The sequence below is a fragment of the Ruegeria sp. AE4 genome, assembly GCF_056542185.1.
Window position 1 is genome coordinate 85550 of sequence record NZ_JBQFZK010000007.1, and the last position, 24280, is coordinate 109829.

General features: G+C 55.3%; 19 protein-coding genes. 16 read left to right on the plus strand and 3 right to left on the minus strand.

Going from position 1 to position 24280, the window contains the following annotated elements; translation table 11 throughout:
* Window positions 1-317: 317 nt before the first annotated feature.
* The 6 genes from ACR0EK_RS11215 to ACR0EK_RS11240 all read left to right on the plus strand — a co-directional run bounded on the left by ACR0EK_RS11215 (window position 318) and on the right by ACR0EK_RS11240 (window position 8156).
* The gene (locus ACR0EK_RS11215) at window positions 318-2489 is read left to right on the plus strand and encodes a serine/threonine-protein kinase (protein WP_480899933.1); all 2172 of its coding nucleotides are present in this window, start codon (window positions 318-320) and stop codon (window positions 2487-2489) included.
* 201 nt (window positions 2490-2690) lie between these two features.
* Window positions 2691-3710, plus strand: coding sequence for an FHA domain-containing protein (locus ACR0EK_RS11220; protein ID WP_480487406.1), 1020 nt, complete (start codon window positions 2691-2693; stop codon window positions 3708-3710).
* Between the two features lie 3 nt (window positions 3711-3713).
* The gene (locus ACR0EK_RS11225) at window positions 3714-4496 is read left to right on the plus strand and encodes a PP2C family protein-serine/threonine phosphatase (RefSeq protein WP_267366226.1); all 783 of its coding nucleotides are present in this window, start codon (window positions 3714-3716) and stop codon (window positions 4494-4496) included.
* 21 nt (window positions 4497-4517) lie between these two features.
* On the plus strand, window positions 4518-5780 hold the full coding sequence (locus tag ACR0EK_RS11230) for a type 2 periplasmic-binding domain-containing protein (protein WP_480483670.1): 1263 nt from the start codon (window positions 4518-4520) through the stop codon (window positions 5778-5780).
* A gap of 43 nt (window positions 5781-5823) precedes the next feature.
* Entirely contained in the window at window positions 5824-6930 is a 1107-nt protein-coding gene (locus ACR0EK_RS11235; protein ID WP_267366224.1) for a transporter substrate-binding domain-containing protein, read from the plus strand.
* A gap of 191 nt (window positions 6931-7121) precedes the next feature.
* Complete coding sequence (locus ACR0EK_RS11240; protein ID WP_480967808.1) at window positions 7122-8156, plus strand: glycosyltransferase family 2 protein; 1035 nt, start codon at window positions 7122-7124, stop codon at window positions 8154-8156.
* A gap of 395 nt (window positions 8157-8551) precedes the next feature.
* On the opposite strand, the gene ACR0EK_RS11245 is transcribed toward ACR0EK_RS11240, so the two are convergent.
* The 3 genes from ACR0EK_RS11245 to ACR0EK_RS11255 form a co-directional block, all read right to left on the minus strand.
* Window positions 8552-10765: an NADP-dependent isocitrate dehydrogenase gene (locus tag ACR0EK_RS11245; RefSeq protein WP_480899929.1), complete on the minus strand. Its 2214-nt coding sequence runs from the start codon at window positions 10763-10765 to the stop codon at window positions 8552-8554.
* A gap of 243 nt (window positions 10766-11008) precedes the next feature.
* On the minus strand, window positions 11009-12067 hold the full coding sequence (locus tag ACR0EK_RS11250; RefSeq protein ID WP_267364963.1) for an ABC transporter ATP-binding protein: 1059 nt from the start codon (window positions 12065-12067) through the stop codon (window positions 11009-11011).
* The gene (locus tag ACR0EK_RS11255; RefSeq protein WP_480900000.1) at window positions 12064-12870 is read right to left on the minus strand and encodes an IclR family transcriptional regulator; all 807 of its coding nucleotides are present in this window, start codon (window positions 12868-12870) and stop codon (window positions 12064-12066) included. Before ACR0EK_RS11255 ends, ACR0EK_RS11250 begins: the two co-directional genes overlap by 4 nt.
* Before the next feature lie 140 nt (window positions 12871-13010).
* On the opposite strand from ACR0EK_RS11255, the gene ACR0EK_RS11260 reads away from it, so the two are divergent.
* The 10 genes from ACR0EK_RS11260 (at window position 13011) to ACR0EK_RS11305 (ending at window position 24276) form a co-directional block, all read left to right on the plus strand.
* Window positions 13011-14270, plus strand: coding sequence for an ABC transporter substrate-binding protein (locus ACR0EK_RS11260; protein WP_480487399.1), 1260 nt, complete (start codon window positions 13011-13013; stop codon window positions 14268-14270).
* Between the two features lie 93 nt (window positions 14271-14363).
* Window positions 14364-15290, plus strand: a complete 927-nt coding sequence (locus tag ACR0EK_RS11265; protein ID WP_480483664.1) for a carbohydrate ABC transporter permease — start codon at window positions 14364-14366, stop codon at window positions 15288-15290.
* Window position 15291: 1 nt separating this feature from the next.
* Window positions 15292-16140, plus strand: a complete 849-nt coding sequence (locus ACR0EK_RS11270; protein WP_480483663.1) for a carbohydrate ABC transporter permease — start codon at window positions 15292-15294, stop codon at window positions 16138-16140.
* Window positions 16137-17477 (plus strand): alpha-galactosidase, encoded by a 1341-nt coding sequence (gene melA, locus ACR0EK_RS11275; protein ID WP_480899926.1) that lies wholly within the window; start codon window positions 16137-16139, stop codon window positions 17475-17477. The genes ACR0EK_RS11270 and melA overlap by 4 nt, the downstream gene beginning before the upstream one ends.
* 58 nt (window positions 17478-17535) lie before the next feature.
* Complete coding sequence (locus tag ACR0EK_RS11280) at window positions 17536-19242, plus strand: IlvD/Edd family dehydratase (protein WP_480967809.1); 1707 nt, start codon at window positions 17536-17538, stop codon at window positions 19240-19242.
* Entirely contained in the window at window positions 19242-20006 is a 765-nt protein-coding gene (locus ACR0EK_RS11285) for an SDR family NAD(P)-dependent oxidoreductase (protein ID WP_267364972.1), read from the plus strand. Before ACR0EK_RS11280 ends, ACR0EK_RS11285 begins: the two co-directional genes overlap by 1 nt.
* A gap of 4 nt (window positions 20007-20010) precedes the next feature.
* Complete coding sequence (locus tag ACR0EK_RS11290) at window positions 20011-20904, plus strand: 2-dehydro-3-deoxygalactonokinase (protein WP_480773644.1); 894 nt, start codon at window positions 20011-20013, stop codon at window positions 20902-20904.
* On the plus strand, window positions 20901-21506 hold the full coding sequence (locus ACR0EK_RS11295) for a 2-dehydro-3-deoxy-6-phosphogalactonate aldolase (RefSeq protein WP_480914310.1): 606 nt from the start codon (window positions 20901-20903) through the stop codon (window positions 21504-21506). Before ACR0EK_RS11290 ends, ACR0EK_RS11295 begins: the two co-directional genes overlap by 4 nt.
* Window positions 21503-22363, plus strand: a complete 861-nt coding sequence (locus ACR0EK_RS11300; protein ID WP_480914308.1) for an SMP-30/gluconolactonase/LRE family protein — start codon at window positions 21503-21505, stop codon at window positions 22361-22363. The genes ACR0EK_RS11295 and ACR0EK_RS11300 overlap by 4 nt, the downstream gene beginning before the upstream one ends.
* Complete coding sequence (locus tag ACR0EK_RS11305; protein WP_480967810.1) at window positions 22360-24276, plus strand: beta-galactosidase; 1917 nt, start codon at window positions 22360-22362, stop codon at window positions 24274-24276. The genes ACR0EK_RS11300 and ACR0EK_RS11305 overlap by 4 nt, the downstream gene beginning before the upstream one ends.
* Window positions 24277-24280: the final 4 nt, after the last annotated feature.

A 24280-nucleotide genomic window follows, 5' to 3' on the forward strand; every position in this document is an offset into this window, starting at 1 on the left:
CTGTTCAGCGATTCGAAGGGCCGAAGAATCGGCCCTTTATTGTTTCGAATTCGTAGACCAAGAGACCGATTTGGGGTCGTCAGTTTTCATTTATTCCACCCCGTTAATCAATATATTGTGCTATTGCTTCGCACTAGCACCGTATATGCCATATTCGAAAAAACGATCCTTAGTGAAGCCATCAGGCGGCCCCATTAAAGTCAAATTTGAAACGTCTAACCGTTCTCAAGTGTCCTGCGGTTGTTTTTGGTTGTGAGTTCGTGGGCTGCCGGCCCTGTTTAATTAAGCCGCAAAATGAGTAGAACGGGCGGATTAAAATGAGCCACAACCAGGCTGTCGGTGCAACGCACGACGAACCAAAAATTGAAGGACTGCAACCGGGCGCAAAGCTGTTGCGCGGGCAGTATGAGATCCTCCGATATCTCAGCAACGGCGGATTTGGGATCACCTATTTAGCACGCGACAGCCTGGAGCGTGATGTCGTGATCAAGGAATGTTTCCCCGGTGCGTTGTGCCGTCGCAACGGGGACTTGGTTGAGCCGAACGACCCGTCCTACAAGGATGATTTGCGCGCCATTATCGACCTGTTTATTCAGGAAGCCCGCAATCATGCGCGTCTGGTGCATCCGAACATCGTCGACGTTCATCAGGTGTTCGAAGACAACGATACCGCCTATATCGCTATGGATCTGATCCGAGGTTGCGACCTGCTGGACTATGTTGAGAATCCGGAAAACGACGGTGGTCCTGACTTTATCGTGCAAGTCACGGAAAAGATGCTGTCCGCGGTGTCGTTCATCCACCAAAGCGGGATGCTGCACCGTGACATTTCACCCGATAACATCCTGATTGACGAAAACGGAAACCCGGTCCTGATCGACTTCGGTGCCGCGCGTGAGCAAGCCGCAAACAAGTCGGCCGCATTGTTGACCCTGCGCGTCATAAAAGACGGATATTCGCCGCACGAGTTTTACGTCCGTGGTGCCGAACAAGGGCCCAGCAGTGACCTCTATGTCTTGGCCGCGACTCTGTATCACGCAATCAGTGGCGAACGCCCGGTAGACGGCCAGAGCCGCCTGAATGCATTCAACAACGGGCAAGACGACCCTTATACCCCATTGGCAGGCCGCTTTGACGGATACCCCAACGGATTCCTCGAAGCAATCGACAAGGCAATGGAAGTACACGCAACGGACCGGTTGCAGACAGCCCTAGATTGGCTGCGCATGTTCCGCGGCCCTGGCGTGATGTTTGATACATTCGCCTATCGCCCGGTTTCCGTGATTGTCGGCATGGATCGCAAGGACAAGGAAGAAGAAAAGGCGCGGATCAAGGCCGAAAGTGAAAATGCCGAAGCGGTTGTGACGGCTCTGCTTGCCGGGAACTCGGACATTGTTCGCGAAAACGAAAAAAAGAATGAACCCGAGATGGCCAAGATTTCTGCAAAAGCGGAAACACCGGTCGCAGTTGATACCGTGGTTCAGAGCGGATCCGGTGGCAGCGGCAAGATGATCGCTGGTGCAGCAGTGCTTGTGGCAGCGTTGGCTGCAGGCGGTTTCTTCGTGATGTCCGGCGACAAAGGTGAAGAACAAGCTGAGGTTACGACGACGCTGCCTGAAGCAACCACACAAACTGCCGAAGCAGACCCGCCCGCGGTGGAAGAACCCGTGGCCGAAACACCTGAACCCGACGTCACGGTCGCTTCAGAGCAACAACCTGAACCAGAAGAGCCTGTCGAGCAGGCGCAAGTTGAACCTGCGGAACCAACCGCTACAGAAACAGCGTCCGAAGCTACCGAGACTGCCGGTGCCCAGGAACAACCTGCAGAACAAGAGGTTGCGGCTGTTGTGGACGAACCCAAAACCGATGCCGCTTCCGGCACTCCGGTCGAACAACAGGTATCTTTCCACCATTGGGATGTTGAAATCCCCTTCCAGACGTCCCGCCGCCGGACCGCAACAGGTGCAACAATTGCGGTAACCGGTGTGGACGCCAATCAGGACATGAGCGTTATCGGCGAATGGGTGGAACCCGGAGTTGTGATCTTTACTCTGAACGGCAACCCGGTTCGTCAGGACGTCTCTTTCGCGGCGCAAGTCCTGGACAAGCTAAGCGTCGACCCAGACGGCTTTACACGGGTTGCAGCCCGCTACCGGCCGCTTGGAAAGACCCGCGCGCAGAATGGCCTGCTGGCACTGCCTGTGCTGCGCTCGGTCGGATTGGAGAACGGTTACTCGTTCACAGTCAGCAGCTCGGGAGGTGAAGGGTGGCAAACAAAAGTAAGCTCGGTTCCAGCCGAGGCGACAGGCAGCTTGCAAAAAGGCGATGTTCTGTTGAGCGAAAGCCAGACCAACATGACATTGAATACGTCCGAAAGCCTTGATGGCATGCTGGCTGCGCTGGTTTCCGACAGTCAGCCAGAGGCAAAGCTGACCGTATTGCGCAACGGTGCTGAGGTAGCTGCGACCATGCAGTTAGCGCAGGAGTGATCTGACCGGTTCAATTTTGATCTGCCAGTGTGTGTTTACTGAGGGTGGCTTTAAGTTTGCCGCCCGGCGGGAACCGGCCCGCCGCAGAGAGTACCAGTTTCCATGTTTTCAATTGAGTGTCTCTGCGTTGTTCCACGCAGGGTTAGGTAGCAGCCCCATGGCACAAAAGGTCCGTGCCAACAATTCGAAGGTGTCGACACCATGTTCAAATACAAAAGCCCTCTGAGCCGGCTTCTCGAAGGTGCCGGCAAATCCAAAGAAGATGATGTTGCTGAAAACGCTCATGCAACTGACAGCGCGGCACCTGAAACCGAAAAGCAGGAGCCTATCGCAGACTTCAACGCGCTGCGTGCCGCACTGGCCGGTGGAAACATGACGTCTGAATCCTATGAGGAAACAGACGAGCTTATCCCTGAAGAGAAAATGCCGGAATTCGACGAAGTTGCGGCGGAGAACACGGAAGAGCCGGTTGAAGTGTCCATCTTCGTTGAAGATGCAACTGACGAGGACGACCAAGATACCAAGAACTTGATGGCCGACCCCGACGATGACGAGGATATCTCGGACGATCAAATCATCACTTTGCATGTAGCAGACGAGCTTGCCGAAACACCGGATGAAGTTGCGCCGCCTCTGGATGTAGCTGAAATGAGCGCGCCGGAAACGGTGGAAGCTGAGGTTGCAGCCCCGTCCGTGCAAGAACCGGCAGTGGTGGAAGAGGGTGCCGTACAGGCTCAACCCACGCCTGCCGCCCCAGCCGAGGACCGTCGCTCGCGGGTCAAAACAACGTTCCTTGGGTTTGAGCGTGCGGACACGCATGTTCAGGAATTGATCGAAACATCAGAACCCGTCTCAAAAACCGAAGCTGCTCAGGAAACATTCCCGGTTGGCTGGCTGGTGGTGACGGCAGGTCCCGGGCGGGGCGCCAGCATCACCCTGACCGAAGGCCTGATGCAAATCGGTCGAAACGATGACCAGGCGATCCAACTGGATTTCGGCGACACAGGCATTTCACGTTCGAACCACGCTGTTATTGCTTATGACCCGGAAGATCGGAAATGCTATCTAGGGCATGGCGGAAAGGCCAACCTTGTTCGCCTGAATGGTAAACCCGTTCTGAGCACAATCGCACTCTCCAGCGGTGATCTGATCCGCATCAGTGAAACATCAATCCGATTTATGGCCTTCTGCGATGAAGGTTTTGATTGGCGGGATTCCTGATAGATGCTGGCTACTCCGGCATATGATGTTGCGCTGATCCTGAACCAGGGTCAGCGGGAAACGCAGGAAGACGCGATTGCTGCGCGCATGTTCGACGCATCGGACGCGGGCTATATTGCGATCGCTGACGGTATGGGTGGCCACGAGGCGGGCGAAGTGGCTTCGGAAATGGTGATTGCCGCTTGGCGGAACGCGCTGGATACCGAGCTAGAAGCCGATACCTTGAATGAAGGCGCCGCAATTGACGCGCTGCCATTGGCTGCCATGCAAGCCAATGCAGCAATATCAGACCATAACGAGGCACAAGGCCAGGGTTTCAACATGGGCTCCACCTTGTTGGGTGTCCTCTTTCTGGGTCAGCGTGTGTTCAGGATTTCGATCGGAGACAGCCCCCTTTACCTGTTCCGCGAAGGCAAGTTGACACAGGTGAACGAAGACCACTCGATGGCCCCCGTGATCGACGCAAAACTGGCCGCTGGTGAGCTTTCGGAAGCTGAAGCACGGGGATTGGACAGGAACCAACTGACGTCGGTGATCATGGGGGGTGCTATTCCAAAAGTGGATTGCCCTGAAGACCCGCTGATCGTGTCTCCGGCTGATATTCTGATCCTTGGCAGCGACGGGCTTCAATATCTTAGCGACGCTGAGATTCAGGATGTTCTGCGCCTGCATCAGCAGGAGCTAGCACAAGAAATCGCCGAAGCCTTGCAACTGGCAGTGCAGGCCAAGGGCGACCCCGATCAGGACAATCTGTCGATCGCAGTCGCAAAACTTACGAGAAAATAACCAGGCAAAGCAACAGGACCCATGAGAAAACACCTATTCATATCAAGCCTTGCCCTTGCCGCCGCCACAGGCGCGGCGTCAGCGCAAGAGGCATGTTCAAACTACGAGATTCAGCGTGGCGATAGTCTGCGGGAATTGGCAATCCGAGTTTACGCGACCGAAGATTATCGGCCAATCTACGATGCTAACAGGGATGTTATCGGCACAAATCCCAATATCATTCGTGTCGGCGATGTTTTGAAGTTGCCTTGCCTGGAAGATGTCGGGCGCGCGCCCGAGTTGCCCGACACCGAAGCAGGACGCCTCGCGGCTGAAATGGCCTCAGAACTGGTAAAAGCGGCAGAAGAACGCGCGGAGAAAGCCGTGGCCGAAGCGGAAGCCCGTGTCGCGGCAGCGGAAGCTGAGGCAAAGAAGGCAAGTGAAGATGCAGTCGTCGCTGCACGGGCCGCTGCAAAAGAAGAGATTGAGGCAGCCCGCTCGGAAGCCGCCGCACTGATCAGAAATGCTAACGCTGAAACGCGCCCGGAAATTCGTGATCGTCAGTTGCTGTTGATTACCGGTGGGAACTACGCTCCGTTTACCGACGAAGCGTTGCCCAACCGGGGGCTTTACACGCATCTGGTTGAGACAGCGATGCTGCGTGCCGCTCCGGAACAAGCGTATAAAATTCAGTTTGTGAACGATTGGTCGTCGCATCTGGATCTCTTGATGCCAACACTTGCATTTGACGGCACCTTCCCCTGGTCACGCCCAAATTGCGAAGATGCAGCAGCGTTGTCGGAAAGTGACCGCAATCGTTGTGAGACCTACGATTTCTCAAACCCGTTCTATGAAGTCGTGGATACATTCTTTGCGCGCGATGGATCGGGGTACGAGCAGACGCTGACCTATGCCGACTTTGCCGGGACAACAATTTGCCGCCCGGAAGGCTGGTCGCTTTCACATATGGACGCGGTAAGTCTTTACGAACCCGTCATCAAGCTGATGCGGCCAACATCGCCTGATGATTGCTTTCATGCTGTGATGGACGGAACTGCCGATATCGTGGCAATCGAAGCGCATCTGGCAGAGGAAGCCATCGCACGACTTGGCTATAAACACCGGATTATCGAAAACCCCAACCTGGCGGCGATCAAGTCGCTTAATGTCATGACCCATAAAGATAATCCTGATGGGGAAGCGATCTTAGAGACGCTGAATCAGGGTCTAGCAATCATGCAGCAGTCAGGCGAATGGCGCGATATCGTGTCGACCGCCCTGCGTCACCAAATGGAAAATGGATAAGGCCCCGTCTGGCCTGACAAACAAAAGTCTGGAGGAAGTGGAAATGTTTAACGAGAAAATTAAGAAACTGGCGCTGTCGGCAACTGCCATCACAGCTCTGAGCGCGGGAGCCGCCGCTGCACAGGAAGCGTGCACGAACTATACCGTGCAAGATGGTGACACATTGGCAACCATCGCCATTGCCGCCTATGGCACCTCGAACTACCAGCCAATCTTCAACGCGAACAGGAACGCGATCACAAACCCGGGGGCTCTTAATCCTGGGCTGGTGCTGGCCCTGCCCTGTGAAGACGGTAGCCTGCCGAACGGCCAAAGCGCGCAGGAAATCATCGCTGCGGAAGAACAGCGCGCGGCCAGCGTAAAGCGGTCGAATGTCTATGCGCCGCCGATCAAAATGGTGGCTGGTAACGGCTGGGAACCGTTCACAACCGAAACACTGAATGGCGGCGGCATCATGACCCGTCTGGCAACGACCAGCCTTCAGCGGGCCGGAAACAGCCGTGAGTATTCAGTCAGCTTTGTCGACGACTGGAGTTCGCATCTGGATACACTGTTGCCGCTTGGTGCCTTTGATATTTCAATTGCATGGACCGTTCCTGATTGTACCAACCGTACATACGAATGGTCCCCTGAAACCGAAGCTCGCTGCACTCAATTCGTAGCTTCGGTCCCGGTTTACGATATCGTCGGCGGCTTCTTCACACTGCCGGAAAGCGAATACGCAAGCGCGACCAGTTTCAAGGACCTGGAAGGCTCGACCATTTGCCGTATGGCAGGCTGGAGCATGGTTGTTCTGGAAGAGCAGGGACTGAACCGCGAGAACACGACTGTGGTTCAGCCCAGCTCGGCCCGTGATTGCCTTGACGCTGTATTGACCGGAACCGCAGATGTTGCGGCATTCGAAGTTGATCTGTTCGCATCGACAATGAAAGACATGGGTTTGACTTCGGCTGACATCGTTGAGAACCCCTATGTGTCCACACTGTCGTCGATGAGCTTCCTTGCGCATCGCACCAACCCGTTCGCGCGCGAATACATCGCTATGATGAACAAGGGTCTGATCGAAATGCGTCAATCCGGTGAATGGTACGCGATCATCTCGGATACGCTGCGTGAGCAAAACGCAAAGTTGAACGCAGCTTCGAACTGATCCCTCGGTTCAGCTGAAACTTTGGGGCCGGTTCTTGAACCGGCCTCTTTTTGCTGAATTATCGGCGCGTTTCACTCAGATGCCAAAATTCGGCCATTTATCTGCTTCAGAAATACCTCATACGCGCAGCATCTTGGGAACAAAGCGCAATCATCCCTCGAGTGACACGTCCGAGCGAGCAAGAGTGACATATGATACAGGGTGCCTTGAATATCCGAAGTGGATCTCTGACACGGGCGTCGTGGCCGGGTTTGGAAATTGCTGTTATCTTGCCCTGTTACAATGAAGCCGTTGCCATTGGTGAAACGGTCAAGCAGTTCCGCGCCGCCCTGCCGGAGGCGGTAATTTACGTATTCGACAACAATTCCACGGACGGCTCGGCGAGAGTGGCGCAAGAAGCTGGCGCGCTGGTCTACTCTGAAACATATCAGGGCAAAGGTAACGTTGTCCGCAGGATGTTTGCTGACGTGGATGCGGATGTCTACGTCATGGCAGACGGGGATGCGACCTACGACAGTATGGCAGCACCTGAAATGATCAATCTGCTGGTCTCGCAAAACCTTGATATGGTCAATGGCGCACGGGTGAACGACGACATTCAAGCCTATCGACGGGGTCATAAGTTTGGAAACGCCTTGTTCAGCGGGCTGGTGAAATTCTTCTTTAACAGCAAAATCAACGACCTGCTGTCCGGTTATCGTATTTTCAGCAGACGCTTTGTCAAAAGCTTTCCGGCGGTTTCCAACGGGTTCGAGATTGAAACTGAACTTACAGTGCACGCGATGCAGATGCGCATGCCGATTGGAGAAGTTGAGACAAAATACGTCTCACGGCTTCCGGATTCGAACTCCAAACTGGCCACCTATTCAGATGGGTGGCGAATTCTCAAGATGATTGGCCTTTTGATCAAAGACGAAAAGCCAATCGCGTTCTTCTTGTCTTTGGCATTGTTGATATTCTTACCTTCGCTTTTCGTATTCGCATCGGTTTTCCGCGAGTTTTTGGAAACAGGGTTGGTTGACCGAATTCCGTCTTTGGTTGTCGCAGTATCCGGCTTTGTCGGAACCATGCTGTCAATCGTGTGCGCGCTGATCCTTGAGTCTCTGGCGCTTGCCCGGCGAGAGGCGCGTCGCCTGTCTTATCTGCGACACAAAGGTGTTGCGATGTACGGAACGAACAGAACAAAGTCGCCGATTGCCAACCCAGAACCCCGGCGCGTTGGCTAAAACCCAGTCTCCAGGCTTCTTCTTTGCGTAAACACAAGATTGTGTTCGTGTTCAACCATGGTTGAACTGCTTGGCTGACCGAAAATCCTGAGAACCAAAATGCAAATGACCAGCACCCCAAATGCTGGTCATTCTCTGAGTGAGTGATAAGGCCCTGAGGCATCACCAGTGAAATTCTCTGTTATCCAAGGTTTAAAGCAGTCAGCGCTGCCGTGCTATTAGGGGAATCCCGTAAGTACAAACAAATTCATTGTAAAGCATTGTAATTGCGCAATACTTTTCTCGACTCTACTTTCCGTAACAATGACCGCGATACAAAAAAGGGACCGCACAATTGTGCCGGTCCCTTTCTGCTTTTTGAACAGGCAAAGGATCACCTGTTTTGCCGTTAGCGATTAGCCGATGATTGTGTTCAACGTTGTGCTGGGCCGCATAACCGCCGCCGTTTTGGCTGGGTCCGTGTGATAGTAGCCGCCCAAATCCGCAGCTTGACCTTGAGCTGCGGCCAACTCTGACAGGATCTGCTCTTCGTTGGCGGCCAGCTCCTTGGCCAGTGACGCAAACTCGGCAGCCAGTTCCGCATCTTTGGATTGGGTGGCCAAAGCCTCTGCCCAATAGCGTGCAAACCAATAGTGGCTGTCGCGGTTGTCCGGCTGACCAACTTTTCGGCTGGGTGAGCGGTTGTTGTCCAGAATACCCTGCGTCGCTGCTTCGGCCGCCGCACCCAGAATGCCCGCTTTCTCGTTGCCTTTGCTGTCAGCAAGGAAGTTCAGCGATTCACCCAACGCACAGAACTCACCCATCGAGTCCCAGCGCAGGTGATTTTCTTCGACCAACTGCTGCACATGTTTGGGCGCCGAGCCACCGGCACCGGTTTCGAACAAACCACCGCCGTTCATTAGTTTGACAATGGAGAGCATCTTGGCCGAAGTACCCAATTCCAGGATAGGGAACAGGTCAGTCAAATAATCCCGCAGCACGTTGCCTGTAATGGCAATCGAGTCGTTACCAGCGGTGATCGTCTCCAACGACTGACGGGTCGCTTCACGCGGGGCCATGATCAGGAACTTGTCGGCCACGCCAGCAGCCTCAAGCGCCGGTTTGACATATTTGATAAGCTCCGCGTCATGGGCCCGGTTTGCGTCCAACCAGAAAATCGCTTCGGACCCGGTCAGACGCTGACGGTCCATAGCCAACTGAATCCAGTTCTCGATAGGCGCCTTTTTGACGGTGCAGGCGCGCCAGATATCGCCGGCCTCGACACTGTGGCTGTGCAACGTTTCACCATTGGCCAGAACGATGCGGATTGTACCATCGGCCGGTGCCTCGAAAGTTGTCGGGTGCGAACCGTATTCCTCGGCTTTCTGAGCCATCAGGCCCACGTTCGCCACGGCTCCGGCAGTGGACGGGTTCAACGCGCCATTGGCTTTGAAGAACTTGATCGCCTCATCATAGACGGTCGCGTAGCACCGATCTGGGATCACACAGTTGGTGTCACCTTTGGCTCCCGTCTCGTCCCAGCCTTTGCCCCCAGCACGGATCACTGCAGGCATTGAGGCATCAATGATCACATCCGATGGGACATGCAGGTTCGTGATTCCGCGGTCCGAATCCACCATATACATGGACGGCCGGTCCGCCTTGAGCGCGTTGATGGCAGCCATGATGTCGGCGTGGCCCTGTGCACGCTCCAGCAATGCACCCAGGCCTGAATTTGGGTTCACACCCAACGCATCCAGTTCCGCGCCGAATTTTTTAAACACGGGGGCCAGCCACGCTTTGACGGCATAGCCAAAGATGATCGGGTCTGAAACCTTCATCATCGTGGCTTTCATATGCAGCGAGAACATGGTCCCGTCTTTTTTGGTATCCTCAATGGCATCTGCAAGGAACGCAGACAGTGCCTTGACCGACATGAAAGTCGCGTCGGCTATGGTTCCTTCTTCCAGCGACCAGCCGTCTTTCAGAACGGTGACGTCACCATCTTTACCTACAAACTCAATTTTTGCATCGCCTGCTTGTGCTGCGGTGATGGTGGCCGAAATCTCGTTTGCATAGAAATCATTAGCCGGCATGGACGAAACTTTGGTCTTGCTGTCCGACGCCCATTCGCCCATCGAATGCGGGTTGTTCTGAGCATAGTTTTTCACCGCACGCGCCGCACGGCGGTCGCTGTTCCCTTCGCGCAGAACCGGGTTAACAGCAGAACCTTTGATCGCGTCATAACGGGCGCGGATCGCCTTTTCCTCATCCGTTGCAGGTTCTGCAGGGTAGGTCGGAATGTCGTAACCCTGCGATTGCAGTTCTTCGACGGCCGCAACCAACTGTGGAACCGAGGCAGAGATATTTGGCAGCTTGATGACATTGGCATCAGGTGTCTTCACCAGATCGCCCAAATCCGCCAGATCGTCGCTTACACGCTGATCGTCGGTAAGGTTCTCGGGGAATGCTGCCAGAATACGTCCCGCCAGAGAAATATCTTTGGTGCCAACGCGGACGCCCGCAGCAGATGCGAACTTGCGGATGATGGGCAGGAACGAAGCGCTGGCCAGCTCTGGCGCTTCGTCTACAATGGTATACAATATGTCGAAGTTCGATTTATCTGCCATATTCTTTTACCTTTTTTAAGCCTTTCGGGGCGTGCGATCCAAGAGTTGCAACCACAATTGCGTGGCGTGAGAGGGGCTAAACCACGATACAGCCCCTGGGTGACTCTGTTTTGACAGGGCTTCCCTTAAATCACGTTTGACTTGGAATCAATCGCATCTGCCCGCGCGTTTTGCCACGGGTCAGATAAAGTGTCGTGTAACTCTTGGGACGGGTAAGACTGCCCGTGGGCTGGAAGGTCGTGACTAACGATACCGTTGCCCGGTCTCTGGATCAAAAAACATCACACGATCTGGCTGTATGGCGATGCCGATCCGATCCCCGGTTCTGCTTCGTTGGTCGTCCCGTTCCTCAATGATCAACTTATCACCATTTGGCGTCCGTAGATATGAATAGGAAACGCCGCCCAAGGCTTCGGTCAGGTCCACGGTGCAAGTATCGGCCGAACGGTCAATCTGAATATGTTCGGGCCGCATGCCCAATATCACCTTGGTCCGACCGGAGGGGATAGTCGCAGAAACGGGCAACGGCTTGCCTAGCGCGGGATGGGAGACATGGCCATCCCCATAGTCACATTCCAGAAAGTTCATTGCAGGCGAACCGATGAAGCCTGCGACAAACCGGTTGTCGGGATCACGGTACAAATCCATCGGAGCCCCAACCTGTTCAACACGGCCATCCCGCAGCACGACGATCTTGTCGGCCATGGTCATGGCTTCGACCTGATCATGGGTCACATAAATCATGGTCGCGCCGATTTCCTGATGAAGGCGCGCGATCTCAACACGCATTTCCACGCGCAACTCGGCGTCCAGATTGGACAAGGGTTCGTCAAACAGGAAAACGTCGGGGCCGCGAACGATGGCACGGCCAATCGCAACCCGCTGCCGCTGACCACCCGACAGAGCCTTGGGTTTGCGTTTGAGATACTGGTCAAGCTTCAGAATGTTCGAGGCTTCCTGCACTTTTCTGGTGATCTCGGCCTTTGGGACACCGTTCATGCGAAGCCCAAAGCCCATATTCTCCGCCACGGTCATATGCGGATAAAGCGCATAGGTCTGGAACACCATCGCCACACCACGTTTGGCCGGATCCATATGGGTTACGTCCCGCGCCCCAATGTGAATCTCGCCTTCCGACGTTTCTTCCAAACCCGCGATCATCCGAAGCAATGTGGATTTGCCACATCCCGAAGGGCCAACGAAAACACAGAACTCACCATCTTCGATCTGCAAGTCGATGCCGTGAATGACTTGCGTCTGGCCGTACCGCTTGATTGCCTGATTCAGGGTTACACCTGTCATGTCGCTTGCTTCCTGTCATTGCCGAGGTCTGGTCGCGTTTCAGGGAAACGCCATGCCTGTGCCTCGGTGCTGATTTGTTCAGCCACCCGCCGCACACGAGGCACCCATGCCTCGAGTTGTTCAAAATCCATTCGTTGGGTCGAGCCGGTTACCGAGATTGCGCCCAGGACCCGACCGTTTGTTGTCAGAATGGGGCAGGCAACGCAGATAATTCCGGGTTCATGTTCTTCGTCATCAACGGCAAAACCCTTGCTGCGAATTCGATCAAGATCCGTGCGCAGGTCATTGCCGGACGTCAGAGTCTTGTCGGTAAAGCGGTGAAAACTCTGCTGCGAAATTGCCCGGTTAAGGTCACTTTCATTCAGAAAGGCAAGCATCGCCTTGCCAACACCCGTGCAATATGCCGGACCCACCTTACCCGCCTGGGAATACATCTCGATCGGTTGCGCCGCGTTGCGTTTGTCTACGTAAAGAACCTGACCTGCATCAAGCTGCGCCAAATGCACGGTCTCTCCGGTTTCCTGGCTTAGAATATCGAGAAACGGACGTGCGATAGGGGCCAGTGAGCTTTGGGTCCAGGCTGCATGCGCAAGTCGTACCAAACGCATACCCGGCGCGTAGGTTTGGCGCTCGGGGTCGTAACATAGCATTCCCTGATTGGTTAACGATTGCAAAAACCGATACAATGTTGCTTTCGGAAAATCGCTGCCGTCCAGCAACTCCGAAAATCGCACAGGGCGCTGAAATGCGGCGACCTGATCCAGCACGTCACATGCTTTGCCAATAGTTCCGTCACCTGACACGGGCGTCCGTTCTCCTCCGCTTGCCCATCGCAGTTCGCACGAGGGTCTTGACAAGACTAACCGAGTCGATGTGTAGTTTTCAATATATAAAACATAGTTTCACTATTTGAAACTTGTGTGGAAACAACAGGGAGGAAACCATGTATTCCACTTTCAAGCGCACAACCGCTGCGCTGGCACTTGGCGTTGCTATCGCGGCACCGGCGGCTGCCGACCTGACCGGAGAACTTCGGATTTTTCTGGACACGTCGAACCCGGCCCCGCGCGCAACGATGGAAGCGATGATCGAGCGGTTTGCAGCGCAGCATCCCGGCCTGGAAATTGAAACCACGGTTATCGACCGCGAGGCGTATAAGACCCAGATCCGCAACTTTCTGACGGCCGACACACCCGACGTGGCCACTTGGTACGCCGCCAACCGTATGAAACCATATGTCGAGGCCGGTCTGTTCGAAGACGTCTCGGATCTTTGGGCGGAACCTGAAATCGCCGAAAACCTGGCATCAACCAAAGGCGCGATGACCATCGACGGCAAACAATGGGGCGTGCCCTATACCTACTACCAGTGGGGCGTTTACTACCGCAAAGACATCTTTGATGAGCTGGGCCTGAGCGAACCGACCACTTGGGAAGAAGAGCTGGCAAATTGCCAGAAGATCGTCGATTCAGGTCGCGCTTGCTATACCATCGGGACCAAGTTCCTTTGGACCGCTGGCGGTTGGTTCGACTATCTGAACATGCGCACCAACGGGTTTGATTTCCACAACCAACTGGCCAATGGTGAAATCAGCTGGGAAGATGACCGGGTCAAACAGACCTTTGCCAACTGGAAGCAGCTGATCGATATGGGGGCCTTCATTGAAAACCATCAGACCTATAGCTGGCAGGAGGCTTTGCCGTTCATGGTCAATGGAGAAGCCGCCGCGTATCTGATGGGCAACTTCGCAGTCGCGCCCTTGCGTGAAGCAGGGCTGACCGATGATCAGCTGGATTTCTACCAATTCGTGTCAATCAACCCTGATGTCGAACTGGCTGAAGACGCGCCGACCGATACATTCCATATCCCGGCGAATGCCTCGAACAAAGAAGCAGCGCGTGAATTCCTGCGCTTTGTTGTCTCGTCGGATGAACAGACCGAGATCAACAACGGATCGAACCTCGGTCAGTTGCCGGTGAACGCGCAATCTTCGGTGGATGATGACAAATTCTTGCAGCAGGGCTTTTCGATGCTCTCGACCAACAGCCCCGGCGGAGTGGCTCAGTTCTGGGACCGCGACGCACCGGCTGAAATGGCCAAAGTGTCAATGGAAGGTTTCCAGGAATTCATGGTTAAACCAGACAATGTTGACCGTATTCTGGCCAAGCTGGAACGCGCGCGAGAGCGTATCTACGACAACTGATCAGGCTTGGGCCGGGCTGAAGCCCGGCCCATTTGACCCGCTTTGTAGGGCGGGCTTCAGCCCGCCTTCACCTCAAGAAAATCCGGGACACCCATGACCACTGCCGCCGACGCCCCAGAACAGGAAAGCTGGTTCCACAGAAACCAACAGCGCATCGCGCCGTGGCTATTTCTGGCTCCGGGCCTGCTGTTCTTTATGGTCTACGTGATCATTCCGGTCTTCCAATCCTTCAACCTGTCACTTTACGAGTGGGATGGGTTGGGTGCCGCCGAATATGTAGGCATGCGCAACTATGAAGATTTGTATTGGGAATGGGTTGACCGGGACGCATTCTATATCTCGCTCAAAAACAATCTGATCTGGTTGATCCTATACCTTCTGGCCATTCCGGCGGGCCTGTTCATTGCCTTGTTTCTGAACCAGACAGTCTGGGGTATCCGCCTTTACAAATCGCTGTTTTTCTTTCCATTTGTCATTTCTCAGGTTGTCGTTGGCCTCGTATTCACGTGGTTTTACGACCCGACTTTTGGTCTTCTGAATGAGCTTCTTGGCTTATTTGGAATAGGCCCCTTGAATGTGTTGGGCGACGAACGTTTGGTCACCTACGGCATCATCGTCGCGGGCCTTTGGCCGCAAACCGCCTATTGCATGATCCTCTACCTCACCGGTCTGAATGCCGTCGACCCCGAACAGATCGAAGCCGGGCGCCTGGACGGTGCCAAAGGCTTGAGAATGCTGTGGCACATCATTCTGCCGCAGTTGCGCCCGGCGACTTTCATTGCATTCGTCGTGACAATCATCGGAGCGCTGCGCAGTTTCGACCTGATCTCAATCATGACACAGGGCGGGCCGTTCGGATCCTCCCGCGTGCTGGCCTATTACATGTTCGAAGTCGCCCTATCTGAATATGGCTTCCGCATGGGGTATGGCGCGGCAATCGCTGTGGTGCTTTTCCTGATTATGCTCTGCTTCATCGCCTATTTCCTCTGGTCGATGTATCGCGAAGAAAGGGGGCACTGAGATGTTTCCCAAACCCATCGAAAAACAACCTCGCGCCGCGCAGATCACCTATCAGGCGATGCTGCCACTTGCATTGTTGCTGTGGCTGGGGCCCCTGCTGGCGGTGGCTCTGTTTTCGGTCAAACCAGCGGCGGATTTCACCAACGCCAACTATTGGGGCTTGCCATCCAGTTTTGAAGGTGCAGTCAATTACGGGCTGGTGTTCTTCAACTCGGACATGCCGCGATATTTGCTGAACTCTTTCATGATCACCATTCCTACGGTAATCGGTGCCGTTGCTCTCAGTTCCATGACCGGCTTTGCACTAGGCATCTACAAATTCAAATCGAACCTATGGATTTTCTTTATGTTCGTAGCCGGCAATTTCGTGCCATTCCAGATCCTGATGGTGCCTGTGCGCGACCTGACACTGGATTTAGGCCTCTACAACACAAAAACCGGCCTCGTCTTGTTCCACATCGCCTTCCAGACCGGCTTTTGCACATTGTTCATGCGCAACTTTATCCGGGCCCTGCCCTTTGAATTAATCGAGGCCGCGCGGGTCGAGGGTATCAGCGAATGGCGCATCTTCTGGTACGTGGTGCTGCCGTTGATGAAACCCGCAATAGCCGCACTCAGCGTGCTGATCTTTACCTTCATCTGGAACGATTACTTCTGGGCGGTCGTCCTGACACAGGGCGCGGAAAGCCAACCTGTCACGGCAGGCATCACCAGTTTCAACGCCCAGTTCCGCGCCGCCTACCAATTAATGAGCGCGGGCTCGATCGTAGCAGCGCTGCCGCCGGTTGCCATGTTCTTCCTGATGCAAAAGCACTTTATCGCGGGCCTGACCCTCGGAGCTGTAAAATGACAAAGATAACTTTCATCGGAGCGGGTTCCACGATCTTTATGCAGAACATCGTGGGGGATGCTCTGTTAACGCCTGCTCTGGCGGACAGTCATTTTGCGCTGATGGATATCGACCCCGTACGCTTGACGGAAAGCGAATCTGTAGCCCGCGCCATGATCCGTTCGGTCCGGTCAAACGCGACAGTATCCACACATGCGGATCGACGCGCGGCACTTGATGGCGCCGATTTCGTTATAACTGCCTTTCAGATTGGCGGGTACCAGCCCTGTACCGTCACTGATTTTGAGATCCCCAAACAATACGGGCTGCGCCAGACCATCGCCGATACGCTGGGCGTGGGTGGCATCATGCGGGGGCTGCGCACTGTGCCGGTCTTGTGGGACGTGGCGCATGACATGATGCAGCTATGCCCGAATGCGACATTGCTACAATACGTCAATCCGATGGCCATCAACACCTGGGCACTGGCCGAGAGATACCCATCATTGAAGCAGGTCGGTCTGTGCCACTCGGTTCAGAACACGGTGGCGGAACTGGCACATGATTTGGACCTGTCAAAAGACGACATTCGCTACAAGGTCGCGGGCGTCAATCACGTCGCCTTCTTCCTGCGGCTTGAGCATCAGGGCCATGATTTATACCCCGCCCTTCGGCAAGGTTATGTCAGCGGCAGGATCCCCAAGGCACCGCTGCTGATGCCGCGCTGCCTCAACAAGGTGCGCTACGAAGTGATGGATCACCTTGGCTTTTTCTGCACCGAAAGTTCTGAGCATTTGGCAGAATACGTGCCATGGTTCATAAAAGACGGGCGGGCGGACCTGATCGAGAAATTCTCAATCCCACTCGATGAATACCCGACCCGCTGTGTGGAACAGATGAACAACTGGAAAGAGCAGGCCAAAACCCTGACTGACGGGCGCGACATAGCCGTCACTCGCAGCCATGAGTTTGCGGCAGACATAATAAACGCAATCATCTCTGACACCGCCTACGTGGCCTATGGCAATCTGCCAAACACCGGCCAGATACCTCAGCTGCCTATGGGGGCCGCTGTCGAAACACCGTGTCTGGTTGATGCAAATGGCATTCAGCCTTCTGTCATCACAGACGTCCCACCGCAGCTGATCGCCCTTATGCGTACCCAGATCAACGTTCAGGAACTCACAGTCAGGGCATTGGTCGACCAGAACCCCGAGCATATCTATCATGCAGCCATGATGGACCCGCACACCGCCGCCGAACTGGACCTGCGCCAAATTCGAAATCTGGTGAACGACCTTCTGTCTGCCCATGCCGACTGGCTGCCAGATTGGTGCCACCCATCTCGCGCCGCTTGAATTTCACCTTTTTACAAATACTCAAATCCACCCAGACCTAAAAAAGCATCACAGAACAATGTCAAAACGCCGCTCACAGCATTGGTACGGGAAACTCGACAAGGATGGGTTCATCCATCGATCCTGGATGAAAAATCAGGGTTTTCCTGATCACGCCTTCGATGGGCGGCCAATCATCGGACTCTGCAACACATGGTCGGAGCTGACCCCTTGCAATTCCGGCCTGCGCGATCTGGCCGAAGGAGTAAAGCGCGGTGTGTGGGAGGCCGGGGGCTTTCCCGTCGAATTCCCGGTCATGTCGCTGGGCGAGACCCAGATGAAACCCACAGCCATGCTGTTTCGCAATCTGCTGGCCATGGATGTCGAAGAGTCGATCCGCGCATATGGCATTGACGGTGTGGTTCTGCTGGGCGGGTGCGACAAGACCACGCCGGGCCAATTGATGGGCGCAGCCTCGGTCGATCTGCCGTCGATCGTTGTCAGCTCCGGCCCTATGCTGAATGGAAAATATCGCGGTCAGGATATTGGCTCAGGAACCGATGTGTGGAAGTTCTCCGAGGCCGTGCGTGCCGGAGAGATGACCCTTCAGGATTTTATGAACGCGGAATCCGGGATGTCCCGCAGTGCCGGGGTTTGCATGACCATGGGGACAGCCAGCACCATGGCGTCTCTGGTCGAAGCGATGGGCATGAGCTTGCCCACCAATGCCGCCCTGCCCGCCGTTGACGCCCGCCGCATGGCCCTCGCCCATTTGACCGGCAAGCGGATTGTCGAAATGGTCGACGAAGACCTGAAACCATCGGACATTTTGACCAGGGAAGCCTTCGAGAATGCAATCCTCGCCAATGCGGCCGTTGGGGGATCGACCAATGCCGTTGTGCATCTACTGGCGCTCGCAGGTCGCGTAGGCGTTGACCTGACGCTCAAGGACTTTGAAATCGGATCAGAGATTCCCCTTCTGGTGAACTGCATGCCCTCGGGCACATACCTGATGGAAGATTTCTGTTACGCTGGCGGTGTTCCGGCTGTGTTGAGCGAACTCAAACCTTTCCTGCGACCGGCCAGAACGGTTCTGAACAAGGACATCTCGGCCCATTTCGAAGGCGCCGAATGTTTCAACCGCGATGTCATCCGCCCTTTCAACGATCCGGTGAAGCCCGCTGCTGGCCTTCGTGTTTTGCGCGGCAATCTTGCGCCCAACGGAGCCATCGTCAAACCTTCTGCCGCAACAGATGCCCTTCTTGAAACCGAGGGTGAGGCGTTCGTTTTCGAAAACATCGAAGACCTGAAAGCCAATATCGACCGGGATGATCTGCCGGTCACACCCAAAAGCATTCTGGTGCTCAAGGGATGTGGACCCAAGGGTTATCCCGGGATGCCCGAGGTAGGAAACATGCCGATTCCGGCCAGATTGGTGAAGGAAGGCGTTCGCGACATGATCCGTATCTCGGATGCCCGCATGTCCGGCACCGCCTATGGCACCGTCATCCTGCATGTCAGCCCTGAGGCACAGGCGGGTGGCACGCTGGCGTTGGTGAAAACCGGCGACCGCATCCGCGTATCTGCCAGCGCCGGCAAGCTTGAACTGTTGGTGGACGAAAAAGAATTGGACGCGCGCCGAGCCCAATGGAACCCAGACAAGCCGCATTATTCCCGCGGGTATGCCAAACTTTACGTCGATCACGTGCTGCAGGCCGATCAAGGGGCCGATCTGGATTTCCTCGTCGGCAAAGACACCCGCCTTGTGACCAGAGAGAGCCACTGATGACCCAAGCAGCGACATTTCATGACTTGAACGGGTCATCCGTCTATATCACCGGCGGAGGCTCGGGCGTGGGCGCAGCATTGACGGATGGGTTTCTGGCTCAGGGGGCCAATGTAGCTTTTATCGGCAGATCGGACGCCAGCGGTTTTGTCGAAGAGATGCGCGACAAACACGGCCGCGCACCTCTGTTCATGCAGGGTGACATGACCGACACCCAGCTTCTTCACACGACAATGGCCAAAGCCGCCAAAGCCCACGGCCCCCTGAACGTTTTGGTTAACAACGCGGCCAATGACCAACGCCATACACTTGAGGAAACCACGACCGAGTTCTGGGACTGGATGATCGAGGTAAACCTGAAAGCCTATTATTTCGCCTGTCAGGAAGCGGCCCGGCAAATGAAAGAAGGCGGCGTTATCATCAACTTCAGTTCGATCAGCTACATGATGGGCAATGCAGGCTATCCGATCTATACGACGTCAAATGCGGGCATTACAGGGATGACTCGGTCTTTGGCCCGCGAACTGGGACCAAAGAACATACGTGTGAATGCGCTGGCTCCCGGTTGGGTCTTGACGCAAAAACAACTGGATATGTGGGCGACGCCCGAAGATTTGGCCGCGCATTTGGATCGACAATGCCTGAAAGAACATTTGACGCCCGAAGACATGGTTGCACCGACATTGTTTCTTGCATCCAACGCCAGCCGGGCGATGACCGGTCAGTGTATGGCGGTTGATGGCGGCGTCGTGGTTTCAGGGTGACACAATGAATACTGACTGGATCGCCGTTGATTGGGGCACATCTCACCTGCGGGTCTGGGCCATGCAGGGGGCAACGGTTCTGGACTGCGCGCAGTCCGACAAAGGTATGGCACGTATCGGAACAGGCAGTTTCCAGACCGCCCTGTTGGACCTTGTTGAAAACTGGCTGAAGGATGGCCCCATCGATGTGATCGCCTGCGGTATGGTCGGTGCACGCCAAGGCTGGGTCGAAGCACCTTATTCTACCGTTCCGTCGCAGCCCTTGCCGCAAGTACCGGTCCGTGTTCCCAGCACAGACCCGCGCATCCGGGCCTTCGTCATACCCGGATTAAAGCAATTGACCCCGCCGGATGTGATGCGGGGCGAAGAAACACAAATCGCGGGATTTTTGGGAACTCGCCAGAACTGGGATGGTGTCCTCTGCCTTCCAGGAACCCATACGAAATGGGTTCAGGTCAGCGCAGGTGAAATCGTGAGCTTTCGGACGCTCATGACCGGAGAGCTTTTTGATTTGTTAAGTGCGCAATCTGTTCTGCGGCATTCTATAGGTGGAGGATGGGATGAAGATGCCTTTGCAGATGCTGTGGCGGATACATTGTCCAAACCCGAACAGTTGGCTGCGCGCCTGTTCGGCTTGCGGGCTGCAGACCTGCTGCACGATCAGGACAAAGACATCGCGCGCGCACGGCTGTCCGGACTGCTTATCGGTGCTGAATTGGCCGCCACTCGTCCATATTGGCTGGGCCAACAACTGGCTATCATCGGCGCAGAAGCCGTATCGCGGGTCTATGCGGCAGCGCTGAGACAACAGGGCGCTTTTGTTGAGACTGCAAACGCCACCGAAACAACCCTGGCCGGGCTGGCGCTGGCGCGCAACATGACAAGGCAAATCGCATGAGCCGCCCCATCATCGCCATTCTGCGTGGTCTGCAACCACAGGAAGCCGAGGCGGTTGGCAGAGTTATCATCGATGCAGGGATCGACCGGATCGAAGTTCCACTCAATTCGCCTGATCCGCTCGACAGCATTTCCATTCTGGCCGAAGCTTTCGAAGATCGCGCCCTGATTGGCGCTGGTACTGTATTGACGATTGATCAGGTGGACGCAGTTCGGAATGCCGGCGGCAAGCTGATCGTGTCACCCAATTATGATGCTGATGTGATCAAACAGTCTGTGGCGTTGGGGATGCAAAGCTGGCCGGGCGTTTACACGCCGACCGAAGCGTTTGCCGCTCTCAAAGCAGGGGCCACAGGATTAAAGCTGTTTCCTGGTGTCATGGCTGGCCCTTTAGGGCTCACAGCACTCCGACCCGTATTACCCAAGGAAACACGCGTCTTTGCCGTCGGCGGTGCCGGGCCTGAAAATTTCGACCAATGGATCAAAGCCGGAGCGGATGGATTCGGGATTGGATCAGCGCTGTACAAACCTGGCATGGATACAGTCGAAGTCGCAGAACGCGCGGGGCAAATCGTGGCAGCCTTTGACAAGGCGGCAGGATGAGTACGGTCTTTGACGACCGCCCATGCGCGTTGGGCGAAGGTCCGCTATGGCACCCCGCTCGGCAACAGCTTTTCTGGTTCGACATTCTCAACAAACGCATGATGACGCGCGAAGGCGAACATCAGATAAGCTGGGATTTCGATGAACATGTGTCTGCCGCAGGCTGGGTGGATCGTGACACATTGCTTTTGGCGTCAGAAACGGGTCTTTGGCAGTTTGACTTGAAGTCCGGGCATCGAGCGCTGGTCACGCCGCTTGAGGCAGACAACCTAATCACCCGCTCGAATGACGGTCGCGCTGATCCTTGGGGCGGTTTCTGGATCGGCACGATGGGCAAACAGGCTGAATCCGGGGCCGGATCAATCTATCGGTTCTGGAAAGGTACACTCAGATGTCTCGTGCCGGGTGTGACGATTTCTAATGCAATCTGTTTTGCACCGGATCGATCCGTGGCCTATTTCTGTGACACGACGGTCAGGCAGGTCAGGCGCTGGAGCTTGAATGCAGAAAGCGGATGGCCCGAAGGGGAAAGCACGGTATTTCTGGACCTACGCAAAGAAGGCCTGAACCCGGATGGTGCGGTGGTTGATGCCGACGGCAACATCTGGGTCGCGCAATGGGGGATTGGACGTGTCGCGGCCTACACGCCCGAAGGTCAATTCCTGAAGGCCATTTCCTTCGACGCGTCACATACGTCCTGCCCGGCCTTTGGTGGCGACGGCTTGGGCACGCTGTTCTGCACCTCGGCACGGCAGGGGTTGAGCAACGCAGATATTGAATCCCAACCCACCAACGGCATGACCTTTGCAATGCCAAACGCGGGGCGAGGGCAGGCAGAACACAGGATCATATTATGAAGCCGGAACTTGGTGTGTGTTACTACCCTGAACACTGGCCCGAGGCGATGTGGGCGGAAGATGCCGCGCGCATGGTGGACACTGGCATCTCGTGGGTGCGCATAGGAGAGTTCGCCTGGAGCCGGCTGGAGCCCCACCCCGGAACCCTGCAATTCGAATGGCTGGACCTTGCGGTTGAAACACTTGGCGAGGCGGGATTGAAAGTCGTGCTTGGCACACCAACAGCAACGCCACCGCGTTGGATGCTGGACAAACATCCGGACATGCTGGCTGTGGATGCACATGGAAACACACGCAAATTCGGGTCACGGCGACATTATTGCTTTAGCCACCAGGGTTATGTCGATGAATGTGTCCGTATCGCAAGGGTCCTGGGGAAGCGCTATGGTCACAACCCGTATGTGGCGGCATGGCAGATCGATAATGAGTATGGGTGCCACGACACAACCGTCAGCTATAGTACCCCGGCTCTGAACGCATTCAGGCGCTGGCTGGCTGTTCAATACAGTTCCATAGAACAGCTGAACAAGGCCTGGGGAAACGTGTTCTGGTCGATGGAGTACAGTAGCTTCGATGAGGTTGATTTACCCAATCAAACTGTAACCGAGCCTAACCCCGCTCATGTACTGGCATTCCGTCGGTTCAGTTCAGATCAGGTTGTGGCATTCAACAAAGCTCAGGTCGGTGTATTGCGACCTTTGACCGGTGCGCCGCTGTTGCATAACTACATGGGCCGTATTCTGGATTTCGACCATTTCGAGGTTGGTGCGGATCTGGATATTGCGACTTGGGACAGTTATCCGATCGGATTTCTATCGGACCGATTGGAAGATGACGAAGCCCACAAAACCGCCTTTCTTCAGCAAGGCGATCCGGACATGCAGGCGTTTCACCATGATCTTTACCGGGCAGTGGGCCGTGGCCGATGGTGGGTGATGGAACAACAACCCGGTCCGGTGAATTGGGCGCCCTATAACCCGGCACCCCTGCCCGGAATGGTACGGTTGTGGTCGCTTGAGGCTGTCGCCCACGGTGCTGAGGTTGTGAGCTACTTTCGATGGCGCCAAACCCCCTTTGCACAGGAACAGATGCACGCGGGTTTGCTGACACCGGACAATCGCCCTGCCCCTGCCTTGCACGAGGCCCGTCAGACAGCGGATGAGCTATATACATTGGGCGAGGTGCATCAGGCACCATCCAAGGTTGCCATACTGTTTGATTACCCCTCGGACTGGGCCTGGACATCGCTACCGCAAGGAGCAGGCTTTGATTATTTCCGGTTGGTCTTCTCAGCTTATCGTGCATTGCGCCGTGCGGGGTTGTCGATTGATTTCGTTTCGTCCAATGACCTGTCCGCGCATTATGCACTGATCCTTGCCCCCGGACTGGCAACGATTGACCCGGATTTGGAGCGTAGGTTAACGGACAACTCGGATCTGGCCATCCTAGGCCCGCGCAGCGGCGCAATTACCCGTGATTTCCAGATCCCCGCCGCTGGTCGACCTAGCCTGAAAGGGTTGGACTGCAACGTGGATTTGGTCGAAACACTGCCCCCCGCTGTCAACCGGACGGTCCGAGGCGGCGGCGCGGCACAGCATTGGATTGATCGCCTTTCAGGTTCAGCCGAAGAAACTCTGAGGTTTGATGACGGAGCGCCTGCGCTTATGGCAGGGGACGGGCTTTGGTATCTTGCAGGCTTCCCAAACGAAATATTATGGGATCGAGTCGTCGGCTTGGCTGCGAAAGAAACGGGATTGAGCCTGAAGCCAATGCCGCCAGGACTGCGACTGCGTGAGACAGCCGACCACATGTTCCTGATCAACTATAACGCTGAACCGGTGGTCTGGAACGGGTCGACCATCGGCGGTTGTGATGTGAAAATCCTGAAGCGCAATCTGCCCGGACAGAATTGAATCC